Raw genomic sequence first — 13,494 nt, forward strand, 5'->3', positions numbered from 1 at the left:
GTTCATTTCTCGCCACAATCGCCACGACCTTCTACCCTGAGGGAACGGGCAGGCTACGGATCCCGCTTGATGTGTGAAGATTTGAAAGATAAGGGCAATGGATGGCACCACGCCGTTGGTTGCCTCAAGGAATGAGGACCTTCCCCAGTATGCAACCGGTCATGAATCCCAAGCACCCCGGGTTGTCGGTGCGAGTCGTCGATGACGGCTTTGCCGCCTACATCTGGGGCAGTGACTTCAGTTTTGAAGTCAACGACTACGCAACGGCGCAGATCGGTCGTCCTGTCAGCCAATGGCCGGTGACGCCCATTGTTCCCTATCGCAAGTGCTATGGCATCGATCCCGAAGAGTTCAGCAGTTTCCGCAACGCTCCGGACAGCGAGATCTTCATGGCCTACCTCGATGACCAGCCGGTAGGGCACCTGGTGATCAGTACCAATTGGAACGGCTATGCCCACATCGACGAGTTGGCGGTGCACGCCCCGGCCCGTCGCCATGGGGTGGCCAAGGCGTTGCTCGACGTTGCCCAGTTCTGGAGCCGCAAGAAAAAACTGCCTGGCATCATGCTCGAGACCCAGAACAACAATCTGGGCGCCTGCCGGCTCTATGAGCGATGCGGTTACGTGCTCGGTGGCATCGACCACCTGCGCTATCGCGGCATTGACCGGCATACCGCCGAAGTGGCGTTGTTCTGGTACCGGTTGTTCGACGACCCGCTGGGCATGTCGATCAGTGGCTCAGCAACGCCTCGGCTTGTTCCGTAACCCGCTCCAGCAGCGATTGCAGGGCGGGTGAAGAGGGGGCGCCGTTGAGGCTCAGGGCATAGAGGCCAATCGCGACGGCGGGCGATAGCGGGCAGACATCCAGACCGCCGCCCTTGGCACCCGAGGCGGTGAACGGGTCGACGATGGCAAGGCCTTCGCCGGCCTCGACCATGGCGCGCATCATCTGATGGGTCTGGACGCGGATCTGGATCATCGGCGCCGGACGCAGCGCCGCCAACTTGTGCTCGAACGCAGGGCTCAGCGGGTCATGGCCATCCAGGCCTACCAACGGTTGGCCCGCCAGGTCCTGGATCGAAATGTATTTTTGCCGGGGTTGCAGCCAGCCGTGGGGCGCGAGCAATTGCAGTTTGCCCTGGGCGATCATCTGGCAATGGATGTCGGGATGTTCAGGGTCGTGCAGGCTCAGGCCCAGGTCGCTTTCACGCAACAGCAGGCTGTGGACGATGTCACGGGTCGGTTGGCTGAGCAGGGTGCACGGCGCATCCGGATGGCGGCGGCGCAAGGCGGCGATGCTCTGGGGCAACAACTGCTGGGCCAGCGGCGGAGTGCAGATAATGCGCAAGGGCGGTGCCTGATGGTGTTTCAGGCTGCTGGCCAGGCGTTGCACCGGTTCGAGCGTGTCGTACACGCGCGTGATGCCGTCGCGCAGTTCGAGGGTTTCACGGGTGGCTTGCAAGCGCCCGCGCACGCTGGCAAACAGCATGAAGCCCAATTGGGCCTCGGCATCGCGCAGGATCGCCTCGACCTCCGCCACCGGCAGTTGCAGCCATTCGGCCGCCGTGCCGAGGTGGCCGGTCTGCAACAGCGCCTGGATTACTTCGATGTGGCGTAAACGCATGCAGGAAGTCCGTGTTCGGCGGGTGAGCCATAGAGTGGCTGAATCCTAACCCAAGTCCGGGCATGACTTCTGCTCTAACAACCGGTTATAGCGCTATCTGCGCTTCAGGTTCGCTGGTGAAGGTTGTGGCTTCGCGTTTCAGTTCGATGCCAGACTGAACCAGGAGGAATCGGTCCTCGTCGAGTTTGTTGACGCGATCACCGATCGCCAGTTTATAAGTGACGACATCCTTGCCGCTACCGTCCGCAGACGGCTCCGATTCCTGGAACTCATGCACCGAATAGACGCGACCTTCGGCGTCCCGCGCATGAAATTGTCCGACAAGTACTGCTGCCATTGCTTAGAACCTCTGGAAATAGATCACTCGATTTGCGGTTCTGTAGACCTTGCCCAAGCGTGGTAAGTTTTCCTACATGAAAAAAATAGTCGAACCGGCCGGTTTTCGTCGCTCCACTGGTCCAATTGTCACGCCGATCATCTATAACTACAGGCTCCTTTGAGCCGACAGTCGAGAAGCCTCTCATGAGTAACGTGTACACAGTGGCCGTTTTGGTGGGCAGCCTGCGCAAGGCCTCGATCAACCGCAAGATAGCGCTGGCACTGGCTGACTTGGCGCCCGCCAACCTCAAGCTGACTATCATCGAGATCGGTGAATTGCCACTTTATAACGAAGACATCGACGTCACGCCGCCGGCAGCCTACACCACATTCCGCCAGCAGGTGGGTGCGGCAGATGCCTTGTTGTTCGTCACGCCTGAATACAACCGCTCGGTGCCGGCACCGTTGAAGAATGCCATCGACGTGGGGTCGCGTCCGTACGGCCAGAGTTGCCTGAGCGGAAAGCCGGGCGCAGTGATCAGCGCTTCACCGGGCGCCATGGGCGGGTTCGGTGCCAATCATCATCTGCGCCAGTCGCTGGTGTTCCTTGACGTGCCCTGCATGCAGCAACCGGAAGCCTATTTGAGCGGCGCCGGAACGGCGTTTGACGAGGCGGGCAACCTGTCGGATTCGTTGCGGCCGTTCCTGCAGAAATTCATCGACGCCTATGGCAAGTGGGTCGAGCAGCATAAGAAAATCTGAACCCGCGTAGACTCTGTGGCGAGGGAGCTTGCTCCCGCTGGGTCGCGAAGCGGCCCCAAAATCTGCGCCGCAGCACAAAACCTGGGCCTGCTGCGCAGTCCAGCGGGAGCAAGCTCCCTCGCCACGATATATTTGCGCCTGCAATCCCTGCTTTACTGTATTGCCTGAATTCCATACCTTCGCCGTTCGCTCATCCGGGATGTCGTTCGCTGTGCCTGACTACCCAAGCCCTGTCGATGTCTTCAAGGCGCTCGCCGACAACACTCGCCTGTGCATTGCACTGCTGGTGATTCCTGTCTTTAACGTTCTCTTTCCTGGTTGTTACGCATGCTCGTCGCGTCGTTGATTTTCCTGCTAACCATTACGTTGGTGATCTGGCAGCCCAAGGGGCTCGGGGTTGGCTGGAGCGCGACGTTGGGCGCGCTGCTGGCCTTGTTGAGCGGGGTGGTGCAGATCAGTGACATTCCCCTGGTCTGGCAGATCATCTGGAACGCCACCGGTACGTTTGTCGCGCTGATCATCATCAGCCTGCTGCTGGACGAGGCCGGGTTCTTCGCCTGGGCGGCCCTGCATGTGGCCCGCTGGGGAAAGGGCAGTGGGCGCAAGCTGTTTGCGTTCATGGTGCTGCTGGGGGCGCTGGTGTCGGCCTTGTTTGCCAATGACGGAGCGGCGCTGATCCTGACGCCCATCGTGATCTCGATGCTGCTGGCGTTGCGTTTCTCCCCGGCGGCGACGCTTGCATTCGTGATGGGGGCTGGATTCATTGCCGACACCGCGAGCTTGCCACTGGTGGTATCGAACCTGGTGAACATCGTCTCGGCGGATTTCTTCGGCATTGGCTTCAACCGCTATGCGGCGGTCATGGTGCCGGTGAACCTGGTCAGCGTGGCGGCCAGCCTGGCGATCCTGATGTGGGTCTTTCGCCGCGACATCCCGCGCGACTACGACCCCGGTCAACTGGACGACCCGGCGACGGCGATCCACGACAGGGCAACGTTCTACGCCGGTTGGGTGGTGTTGGTGATCCTGCTGCTGGGCTGCTTTGCCCTGGAGCCGCTGGGGATTCCCATCAGTGCTATCTCGGCCGTTTGTGCTGCGTTGCTGCTGGGTGTCGCGGCCTACGGCCACAAGATTTCCACCCGCAAGGCGATGAAGGAAGCGCCCTGGCAGATCGTGATCTTCTCCCTCGGCATGTACCTGGTGGTCTATGGCTTGCGCAACGCCGGGCTGACCGGTTACCTGGCCCAGTGGCTCGATGGATTCGCCGAATATGGCGTGTGGGGCGCGGCGATGGGCACCGGCGTGCTGACTGCATTGCTGTCGTCGGTCATGAACAATTTGCCGACAGTGCTGGTCGGAGCCTTGTCCATCGACGCCAGCCAGGCCACTGGCGTGGTGAAGGAGGCGATGATCTACGCCAACGTCATCGGCAGCGACCTGGGCCCGAAAATCACCCCGATCGGCAGCCTGGCGACGTTGCTGTGGCTGCATGTGCTGGCGCGCAAGAACATCCAGATCGGCTGGGGGTATTATTTCAAGGTCGGGATCGTGCTGACGGTGCCGGTGTTGCTGGTGACGTTGGCGGCTTTGGCTGTGCGGTTGTCCATCTAGACCGCGTTGGCTTCAATCGCGAGCAAGCTCGCTCCCACAGTGGATTTGTGTTGCCTACAGAATTGATGATCAACACATAACCTGTGGGAGCGAGCTTGCTCGCGATGAGGCCCTGGCAGGCGGCACAAGACTCAGCCACTACCCGGCACATTCGGCCAAAGATCCGCCACCAGGAACACCCGCTCGGCTTCTTCCCATTCGCCCTCGGCATTTTCGTTCAGGCGTACCATCAACTGCGCCGGCGCCATGGGGGCCAGGGCCAATCGCCAGGCGTCCAGTTGCGCGGTGCTCCAGGTCTGCTCGGCCGGATAATGCGCCGGGGCCAGCCAGGCGGCGCGGGGCAGGGGTTGCCAGCGGCCTGGCGGACGCTGGGCGATGAATCCGGGCCAGTCCCGCTGGCGCAGCCAACGGCCACGCAAGTGCCTGGGGTGGGCGCCGCTCGGCGGTTCGGCCTCGCCCGGCCAGGGATAGAGCAGGTAGCCGCCGAGCCACAGGTGCGAGCGAAACGACTCGATCCCCAGCGTCGCCAGGGCCTCGCGGCTTTCCGGGCGGGCGGATATCGGTAGCTGGTGTTCGCGCAAGTGCGCCAGCTTGCGGTCGAGCCGGTCATGGCAGCCGGGGCCCAGCCATTGCGTGGTGTCGTGCCCGTTGCCTTGTTGGGGGCCCAGGTACAGCTTGATCGCCAGTTCCAGGTGATGCACGCCTTCGCTGTCGCGCAGCAGCAGGTCCAGTTCCCCTAGCGTATGGCCTCCGCGCCGGATCGGCAGGTTCGCGGCGATCAGTTCGATGCCCGGGGCGTGTTGCGCGGCAAACTGCCACAGCCTCTCGTAGTACAGGCCCAGGCGCCGTGTCCGGCCTTGGGACAAGCAATGTAAAAGCGAATAGCTGTCGTGGTCCAGTTGGCGCAGCCAGTGTTCCAGCCGATGGGGCTCCTGCACCCAGTCGCTGCCGGCCAGCGGATGGCGCTGGGGCCAGGGCGTGTCGATGAGCATCGGCGGGGCGATGATCGCCCACGCGAGGTCACGCACTTCGGGATGGCGCAGGCGACGGGGCAGGTCCAGCAATTCAGGGAACAGGATCATCTTGCGAGCATAGCCGTTGCGCTGAAGGCTTAAAGGATTTTGTCTACGGCGCGCTTTCGCCCATAATCGTGTTTTCGCCCGCCGCAGACCTTCGCAGGAGCCTCATGGAGCAATTTCGTAATATCGGCATCATCGGTCGCCTGGGCAGTTCGCAGGTGTTGGACACCGTTCGCCGGCTCAAGCGTTTCCTCCTGGAGCGGCACCTGCACGTGATCCTCGAAGATACCATCGCCGAAGTCCTGCCGGGCCATGGCCTGCAGACCTCGTCGCGCAAGATGCTCGGCGAGGTGTGTGACATGGTGATCGTGGTGGGCGGCGACGGCAGCCTGCTGGGCGCCGCCCGGGCCCTGGCGCGGCACAATATCCCGGTGCTGGGGATCAACCGCGGCAGCCTGGGGTTCCTCACCGATATCCGCCCTGACGACTTGGAGATCAAGGTCGCCGAGGTGCTGGACGGCCACTACCTGGTGGAAAACCGCTTCCTGCTGCAAGCCGAAGTCCGTCGTCACGCCGAGGCCATCGGCCAGGGCGACGCCCTCAACGACGTGGTACTGCACCCCGGCAAGTCCACGCGGATGATCGAATTCGAGCTGTACATCGACGGCCAGTTCGTCTGCAGCCAGAAGGCCGACGGCCTGATCGTCGCCACCCCCACCGGTTCCACCGCCTATGCGCTGTCGGCCGGCGGGCCGATCATGCACCCCAAGCTCGACGCTATTGTGATTGTGCCCATGTACCCCCATACCTTGTCTGGGCGACCCATCGTGGTCGATGGCAACAGTGAGCTGAAAATCGTCGTGTCCAAGGATATGCAGATCTACCCACAAGTGTCCTGTGACGGCCAGAACCATTTCACCTGCGCGCCGGGTGACACCATCACCGTCAGCAAAAAAGCGCAGAAGCTGCGCCTGATCCATCCGCTGGATCACAATTACTACGAAGTCTGCCGGACCAAGCTCGGCTGGGGCAGTCGGTTGGGGGGCGGAGGCGACTGATGCTCGATCCTGCGCGCAGTTACGATTTGATCGGCGACGTGCACGGATGCGCCCTGACCCTGGAACACCTGCTGGACCGACTCGGTTACCACAAGCAGGGCGGGGTCTGGCGGCATCCGTCGCGCATGGCCGTGTTCCTGGGGGACATCATCGACCGTGGCCCGCGGATTCGCGAGGCGCTGCACATCGTCCATGACATGGTCATGGCCGGCCAGGCGCTGTGCATCATGGGCAACCACGAGTTCAACGCCCTGGGCTGGAGCACCCCGGCATTGCCGGGCAGCGGCCAGCGCTACGTGCGCGAACACACGCCGCGCCATGCCCGCCTGCTCAACGAGACCCTGACCCAGTTCGAGCAGCATCCCGGCGACTGGCATGACTTTCTCAAATGGTTCTACGAGCTGCCGTTGTTTGTCGACGCCGGCCGTTTCCGGGTGGTGCATGCCTGTTGGGATGCGGGCCTGATCGAACCGCTGCGGGGGTTGTTCCCGGACGGTTGCATCGACGAGCATTTTCTCCAGGCCTCGGCCGAATCGGGCAGTTTCGCCTGCACGGTGTTCGATCGCTTGTTGCGCGGCACGGACATGCGCCTGCCCCACGGCCTGACGCTGACCGGGGGCGATGGCCTGACCCGTTCGTTTTTCCGTACCAAGTTCTGGGAAGACAACCCACAGACCTACGGCGACATCGTGTTCCAGCCCGACGCCTTGCCGGAGCCGGTCGCCCGCACGCCGCTGTCGCCGGACGAAAAAAACAACCTGCTGCGTTATGGCGTCGATGAGCCGCTGTTGTTCGTAGGCCATTATTGGCGCAGCGGCAAACCCGCGCCAATCCGCCCGAACCTGGCCTGCCTGGACTACAGTGCGGTGCTCTACGGCAAGCTGGTCGCTTATCGCCTCGACCAGGAAACTCGCCTGGATCCGCACAAGTTCGTCTGGGTCGATGTCGAACGGCCGGAGGTGGTGCAATGAGTGCTGTCGCGGTTTTGCGCCTGCCCCTGGCAGTGGACCTGAGCGGCTTCGTCAAGCTGCTGCAACGCATGCAGGTGCCCCATCGCGTCAGCGAAGAGGCGGGCGAGCAGGTGCTCTGGGTGCCGGACGAGATCAGTGAGGACGTGCGTTCGTTGTATGCGCGTTTTCCTGCTGGCGACCCCGATCAGCAACTGGAACTGCCGGACACCGCCAGCACGTCCCGGCGCGCGGGGTTCGTCCAGCAACTGGTTCGCAGCCCAGTGACGGCCGCGGTGCTGTTGCTGAGCCTGATCGTCAGCGCGGTCACCCTGCTGGGAGATAATCTTGAAACCCTGCGCTGGCTGACCTTCCTCGAGTTCCGCGTCGTTGGCGACTACATCCAGTTCACGCCATTGGCCGACAGCCTGGCGGCGGGGCAGTGGTGGCGCCTGGTGACGCCGATGCTGATCCACTTCGGTTTCCTGCACATCGCCATGAACGGCATGTGGTATTGGGAGCTGGGGCGGCGGATCGAAGCGCGCCAGGGTGGCATCAACTTATTAGGGCTGACATTGCTGTTCAGCCTTGTCTCCAATTTCGCCCAGTACTTTTTCAGCGGTGCGACGCTGTTTGGCGGGTTGTCCGGGGTGTTGTACGGCCTGCTGGGCCATTGCTGGATCTACCAACTGCTCGCACCGAACCCGGCGTATCACTTGCCCCGCGGGGTGCTGGTGATGATGCTGGTGTGGTTGCTGCTGTGCCTGTCGGGGCTGGTTTCGCTGATCGGTTTTGGTGAGATCGCCAACGCGGCCCACGTCGGCGGGCTGCTCGTCGGCTGCTTCACTGGGTTGTTGGGCGGGCTGTTCGCTCGCCGTAAAATGGCCCTTTGACCGGCGCCTGTGTCTTTTGAGAATGCGCGATTGCGCGGAGAACCCATGTCTTCCTTCAACGAAATGATCCAGAACATCACGCCTGATATCTACCGGAGCCTGAAACTGGCCGTGGAAATCGGTAAATGGGCCGATGGCAACAAGCTCACCGCCGAGCAGCGCGAACTGTCCTTGCAGGCGATGATCGCCTGGGAAATCCAGAACCTGCCCGAAGAAGAGCGCACCGGCTACATGGGCCCGCAGGAGTGCCAGTCGAAAGCCACCGAAGTGCCAAATATCCTGTTCAAGTCGGACGCCATCCATTGATCGAGATTGGCCGCGGTGCAATCAGCAAGATGTCGGCGCGCCTTGACGGGCCGACCGTTCAATACGCCTTTCGCCTGGGCGAGGTCGAGGTGCCGGTCAATCCGTTGATCGGCAGCACGATCCGCCTGGAATACCTCGGTGCGATCCACTGCACCCATTGCGGGCGCCGGACCAAGACCAGCTTCAGCCAGGGTTATTGCTACCCGTGCATGACCAAGCTGGCCCAGTGCGACCTGTGCATCATGAGCCCCGAGCGTTGCCATTTCGACGCCGGCACGTGCCGTGATCCGGCCTGGGGCGAGCAGTTCTGCATGACCGATCATGTGGTCTACCTGGCCAACTCCTCGGGCGTGAAAGTCGGCATCACCCGTGCCACGCAGTTGCCGACCCGCTGGCTGGACCAGGGCGCGAGCCAGGCGCTGCCGATCCTGCGGGTCGCCACCCGTCAGCAGTCGGGCTTCGTCGAAGACCTGTTTCGCAGCCAGGTGGCGGACAAGACCAACTGGCGCGCCTTGCTCAAGGGCGACGCGGCGGCGGTGGATCTGCCCGCGATCCGCGACGCGCTGTTCGACAGCTGCGCCCAGGGATTGCAGGGCTTGCAGGAACGATTCGGCCTGCAAGCGATCCAGACCATAGCGGACGTCGAACCCATCGAGATCCGTTATCCGGTGGAGCAATACCCGACCAAGATCGTCAGCTTCAACCTGGACAAGAACCCGATCGCCGAGGGCACGCTGCTGGGGATCAAGGGCCAGTACCTGATTTTCGACACCGGCGTGATCAACATTCGTAAATACACGGCCTACCAGCTCGCCGTGCATCAGTAGAAGGATTCGACCCATGCGCACCGAACAACCGAAGATGATTTACCTCAAGGATTATCAGGCCCCCGAGTACCTGATCGACGAAACACACCTGACCTTCGAGTTGTTCGAGGACCACAGCCTGGTCCATGCGCAACTGGTGATGCGCCGCAACCCCGAGCGCGGCGCCGGGCTGCCGCCGCTGGTGCTCGATGGCCAGCACCTGGAACTGGTCTCGCTCAAGCTCGACGATGCCGACCTGGGCCCGAGCGACTATCAGTTGGACGACAGTCACCTGACCGTGCACCCCAAGGCCCAGGCCTTTACGCTCGACACCACCGTGCGGATCCACCCGGAAACAAACACCGCCCTGGAAGGCCTGTACAAGTCCGGCAGCATGTTCTGCACCCAGTGCGAGGCCGAAGGGTTCCGCAAGATCACTTATTACCTCGACCGTCCGGACGTGATGAGCAAGTTCACCACCACCGTGGTGGCCGAGCAGCACAGCTATCCGGTGCTGCTGTCCAACGGCAACCCGATTGCCAGCGGCCCCGGCGAAGACGGCCGGCACTGGGCGACCTGGGAAGACCCGTTCAAGAAACCGGCCTACCTGTTTGCGCTGGTGGCCGGTGACCTGTGGTGCGTCGAAGACACTTTCACCACCCTGAGCGAGCGCACCGTGGCGCTGCGCATCTACGTCGAGCCGGAAAACATCGACAAGTGCCAGCACGCCATGACCAGCCTGAAGAAATCGATGCGCTGGGACGAAGAGGTGTACGGGCGCGAGTACGACCTGGACATCTTCATGATCGTCGCGGTCAACGATTTCAACATGGGCGCCATGGAGAACAAGGGCCTCAACATCTTCAACTCCAGCGCCGTGCTGGCCCGCGCCGAAACCGCCACCGATGCCGCCCACCAGCGGGTCGAAGCGATCGTTGCCCACGAGTATTTCCACAACTGGTCGGGCAACCGCGTGACCTGCCGCGACTGGTTCCAACTGTCGCTCAAGGAAGGCTTCACGGTGTTCCGCGACGCCGGGTTCTCGGCGGACATGAATTCCGCCACCGTCAAGCGCATCCAGGACGTCGCGTACCTGCGCACCCACCAGTTCGCCGAAGACGCCGGCCCCATGGCCCACCCGGTGCGTCCGGACAGCTTTATCGAGATTTCCAACTTCTACACCCTGACGGTGTACGAGAAGGGCTCGGAAGTGGTCGGCATGATCCACACCCTGCTGGGGCCTGAGGGTTTCCGCAAGGGCAGCGACCTATACTTCGAGCGCCACGACGGCCAGGCCGTGACCTGTGACGATTTCATCAAGGCCATGGAAGATGCCAATGGCGTCGACCTGACCCAGTTCAAGCGCTGGTACAGCCAGGCCGGTACGCCACGGCTGGCGGTGAGCGAGTCCTATGACGCCGCCGCCAAGACCTACAGCCTGACCTTCCGCCAGAGCTGCCCGCCGACCCCGGACAAGATGGAAAAACTGCCGTTCGTGATTCCCGTGGAGCTTGGCCTGCTGGACAGCCAGGGCGCCGAGATCCCGTTGCGCCTGGCCGGTGAAGCGGCGGCGGACGGTACATCCCGGGTAATCTCGGTGACCGAGGCCGAGCAGACCTTCACCTTCGTCGATATCCCTGAACAGCCCCTGCCTTCGTTGCTGCGTGGGTTCTCGGCACCAGTGAAACTGAGCTTCCCGTACAACCGCGACCAGTTGATGTTCCTGATGCAACACGACAGCGACGGCTTCAATCGGTGGGACGCCGGCCAGCAGTTGTCGGTGCAGGTGTTGCAGGAACTGATCGCCCAGCATCAGCAGGGCGCCAGCCTGACGCTGGATCCGCGTCTGGTCAGTGCGCTGCGCAGCGTACTGTCGGACGAATCCCTGGACCAGGCCATGGTCGCGGAAATGCTCTCGCTGCCAAGCGAAGCCTACCTGACGGAAATCAGCGAAGTGGCCGACGTCGAGGCGATCCACGTCGCCCGTGAGTTCGCCCGCCAACAATTGGCCGAGAACCTGTTCGAAGGCCTGTGGCTGCGTTATGAAGCCAATCGCGACCTGTCGAAACGCACGCCATACGTGGCCGAGGCCGAGCATTTCGCCCGCCGCGCGCTGCAAAATATTGCGTTGTCGTATCTGATGCTGACCGACAAGCCTGAGGTGCTGAGCGCGACCCTGGATCAATTCGACACCGCCGACAACATGACCGAGCGCCTGACCGCGCTGGCGGTGCTGGTCAACTCGCCATTCGAGACCGAGAAGGCCAAGGCACTGGACGTGTTCGCGGAAAACTTCAAGGGCAACCCGCTGGTCATGGACCAGTGGTTCAGCGTCCAGGCCGGCAGCCCATTGCCGGGTGGACTGGCACGGGTCAAGGCGCTCATGGAGCACCCGGCGTTCAACATCAAGAACCCGAACAAGGTGCGGGCCCTGATCGGTGCGTTTGCCGGGCAGAACCTGATCAACTTCCACGCCGCTGACGGCTCCGGTTATCGCTTCCTGGCGGACCTGGTCATCCAGCTCAACGGTTTCAACCCGCAGATCGCCTCGCGACAACTGGCCCCGCTGACCCGCTGGCGCAAATACGACAGCGCCCGCCAGGCCCTGATGAAAGCCGAACTGGAACGCATCCTCGCGTCCGGCGGGCTGTCGGCCGATGTGTTCGAGGTGGTGAGCAAGAGTCTGGCTTGACCTTGATGCCGCGGTCTGCCTGGCGGACCGCGGTGCCTTCATCGCGAGCAAGCTCGCTCCCACAGGGGATCCAGGCTGATCACAGAATAGGTGTTCGCTGAAGATCTACTGTGGGAGCGAGCTTGCTCGCGATAGCGTCAGCCCCGTCACCGCCTAGCCCCTCGCTATCACCCCACCGAATACCCCGCCATTCACCCCCAGCGCCAACCTCCCCGGTTAACAAAAGATAACGCGGCGTCGATTGTCAGACCTTTCGAAAGCCCGATAGGATAACGCCAGCTTCCGAAGTGGCTCTAGATTGCAGGTTTCAGGACTATGCTCCAGGAACGGCAACGTACCAAGCCATAACAATAATAATGGGGGAAAGGTCTATGAATGAGCCTGTCATGGCTGTGGGCCGCTGCCGGCCGCCGCTGCTGCGCAGAGTCGCGCTGCTGGCTTCGGCGCTGTCGCTGCTGGGCTCTGCGGTGTTGTCGGCACCGGTGATGGCCGTTGCGGCGTCGACGTCCGATGTCATCTATTCCGTCGAATCGGCCAAGGCCAGCAAAACCCTGATGCTCGATGTGGTCCATGCCGGGCAGCGCCTGGTGGCGGTCGGTGATCGGGGGCACATCGTCTATTCCGATGACCAGGGCACGTCTTGGACCCAGGCCAAGGTGCCGACCCGCCAACTGCTCACCGCAGTCTTTTTCGTGGACGACAAGCACGGCTGGGCGGTGGGGCACGACGCGCAGATCCTCGCCAGTGATGACGGCGGCAGCACCTGGACCAAGCAATTCGAAGACCTCACCCGTGAAGCGCCGCTGTTGGATGTCTGGTTCAAGGACGCCGGCAATGGTTTTGCCGTGGGTGCGTATGGCGCGTTGTACGAGACCACTGACGGCGGCAAGCACTGGGAAGACGCCAGCGACCGCCTCGAAAACGAAGACCAGTTCCACCTCAATGCCATCGCGGCCGTGAAAGACGCCGGGCTGTTCATTGTCGGCGAGGCCGGCAGCATGTTCCGCTCCGCCGACTGGGGCCAGACCTGGGAAAAGGTCGAAGGCCCGTATGAAGGCTCGCTGTTCGGTGTCATCGGCACCGCCCAGCCTTCGACGCTGCTGGCCTACGGTTTGCGCGGCAACCTGTACCGTTCCACCGATTTTGGCGGCACCTGGGAGCAAGTCGAGCTCAAGGCCGCCCGTGGAACGCTGGAGTTCGGCCTGTCCGGCGCCACGCTGCTGGCGGACGGTTCCATCGTGATCGTCGGCAACGGCGGCAGCGTCGTGCGCAGCACCGACGACGGCGAGACCTTCAGCGTGTTCAACCGCCCGGACCGAATCTCCGTGGCGGCCGTCACGGCGGCGGGCAATGGCAACCTGATCCTGGCAGGGCAAGGCGGCGTGCGCGCCACCACGTCCACCGGCGCCGAACTGAGCAAATGAGTCAGGCCTGCGAGACGGGCATAAAAACAAGAAGG

Annotated in this window: 13 protein-coding genes; 10 read left to right on the forward strand and 3 right to left on the reverse strand. The window is 62.5% G+C overall.

From position 1 onward, the window contains the following. Window positions 1-149 precede the first annotated feature (149 nt). The gene (locus tag ACLH0I_RS13705) at window positions 150-764 is read left to right on the forward strand and encodes a GNAT family N-acetyltransferase (RefSeq protein ID WP_186704868.1); all 615 of its coding nucleotides are present in this window, start codon (window positions 150-152) and stop codon (window positions 762-764) included. On the opposite strand, the gene ACLH0I_RS13710 is transcribed toward ACLH0I_RS13705, so the two are convergent. Together ACLH0I_RS13710 and ACLH0I_RS13715 are read right to left on the reverse strand one after the other, a co-directional pair. Further along, on the reverse strand, window positions 730-1,623 hold the full coding sequence (locus ACLH0I_RS13710) for a LysR substrate-binding domain-containing protein (RefSeq protein WP_186704869.1): 894 nt from the start codon (window positions 1,621-1,623) through the stop codon (window positions 730-732). The two genes, ACLH0I_RS13705 and ACLH0I_RS13710, sit on opposite strands and share 35 nt — an antisense overlap. Window positions 1,624-1,708: 85 nt before the next feature. Then, window positions 1,709-1,960 carry a hypothetical protein gene (locus tag ACLH0I_RS13715; protein ID WP_250964420.1) on the reverse strand — a complete coding sequence of 84 codons (252 nt, stop codon included), beginning with the start codon at window positions 1,958-1,960 and terminating at the stop codon, window positions 1,709-1,711. A 185-nt stretch (window positions 1,961-2,145) separates the two neighbouring features. On the opposite strand from ACLH0I_RS13715, the gene ACLH0I_RS13720 reads away from it, so the two are divergent. Then, the gene (locus tag ACLH0I_RS13720; protein WP_411387363.1) at window positions 2,146-2,703 is read left to right on the forward strand and encodes an NADPH-dependent FMN reductase; all 558 of its coding nucleotides are present in this window, start codon (window positions 2,146-2,148) and stop codon (window positions 2,701-2,703) included. A gap of 327 nt (window positions 2,704-3,030) precedes the next feature. Continuing rightward, window positions 3,031-4,314 (forward strand): arsenic transporter, encoded by a 1,284-nt coding sequence (locus ACLH0I_RS13725; protein ID WP_250964418.1) that lies wholly within the window; start codon window positions 3,031-3,033, stop codon window positions 4,312-4,314. Window positions 4,315-4,445: 131 nt separating this feature from the next. On the opposite strand, the gene ACLH0I_RS13730 is transcribed toward ACLH0I_RS13725, so the two are convergent. Beyond that, the gene (locus tag ACLH0I_RS13730) at window positions 4,446-5,396 is read right to left on the reverse strand and encodes a DUF1853 family protein (RefSeq protein ID WP_411387364.1); all 951 of its coding nucleotides are present in this window, start codon (window positions 5,394-5,396) and stop codon (window positions 4,446-4,448) included. A 104-nt stretch (window positions 5,397-5,500) separates the two neighbouring features. Between ACLH0I_RS13730 and ACLH0I_RS13735 the strand changes: the two genes are divergently transcribed. The 7 genes from ACLH0I_RS13735 (at window position 5,501) to ACLH0I_RS13765 (ending at window position 13,459) form a co-directional block, all read left to right on the forward strand. Continuing rightward, window positions 5,501-6,391 (forward strand): NAD(+) kinase, encoded by an 891-nt coding sequence (locus ACLH0I_RS13735; protein ID WP_411387365.1) that lies wholly within the window; start codon window positions 5,501-5,503, stop codon window positions 6,389-6,391. Next, window positions 6,388-7,362 carry a metallophosphoesterase gene (locus ACLH0I_RS13740; RefSeq protein ID WP_411387498.1) on the forward strand — a complete coding sequence of 325 codons (975 nt, stop codon included), beginning with the start codon at window positions 6,388-6,390 and terminating at the stop codon, window positions 7,360-7,362. The genes ACLH0I_RS13735 and ACLH0I_RS13740 overlap by 4 nt, the downstream gene beginning before the upstream one ends. After that, window positions 7,359-8,231, forward strand: a complete 873-nt coding sequence (locus ACLH0I_RS13745; RefSeq protein WP_411387366.1) for a rhomboid family intramembrane serine protease — start codon at window positions 7,359-7,361, stop codon at window positions 8,229-8,231. Before ACLH0I_RS13740 ends, ACLH0I_RS13745 begins: the two co-directional genes overlap by 4 nt. Window positions 8,232-8,276: 45 nt before the next feature. Continuing rightward, window positions 8,277-8,537, forward strand: coding sequence for a YeaC family protein (locus ACLH0I_RS13750; RefSeq protein ID WP_030142618.1), 261 nt, complete (start codon window positions 8,277-8,279; stop codon window positions 8,535-8,537). After that, entirely contained in the window at window positions 8,534-9,364 is an 831-nt protein-coding gene (locus tag ACLH0I_RS13755) for a DUF2797 domain-containing protein (protein WP_186704875.1), read from the forward strand. Before ACLH0I_RS13750 ends, ACLH0I_RS13755 begins: the two co-directional genes overlap by 4 nt. A 13-nt stretch (window positions 9,365-9,377) precedes the next feature. Further along, a complete protein-coding gene (pepN, locus tag ACLH0I_RS13760; protein WP_411387367.1) occupies window positions 9,378-12,035 on the forward strand; it encodes an aminopeptidase N in 2,658 nt (885 codons plus the stop codon). A gap of 371 nt (window positions 12,036-12,406) precedes the next feature. After that, complete coding sequence (locus ACLH0I_RS13765) at window positions 12,407-13,459, forward strand: WD40/YVTN/BNR-like repeat-containing protein (RefSeq protein WP_411387368.1); 1,053 nt, start codon at window positions 12,407-12,409, stop codon at window positions 13,457-13,459. Window positions 13,460-13,494 lie beyond the last annotated feature (35 nt).

Source organism: Pseudomonas sp. MPB03 (assembly GCF_046605385.1).
Taxonomy (GTDB): Bacteria; Pseudomonadota; Gammaproteobacteria; order Pseudomonadales; family Pseudomonadaceae; genus Aquipseudomonas; species Aquipseudomonas zanjanensis.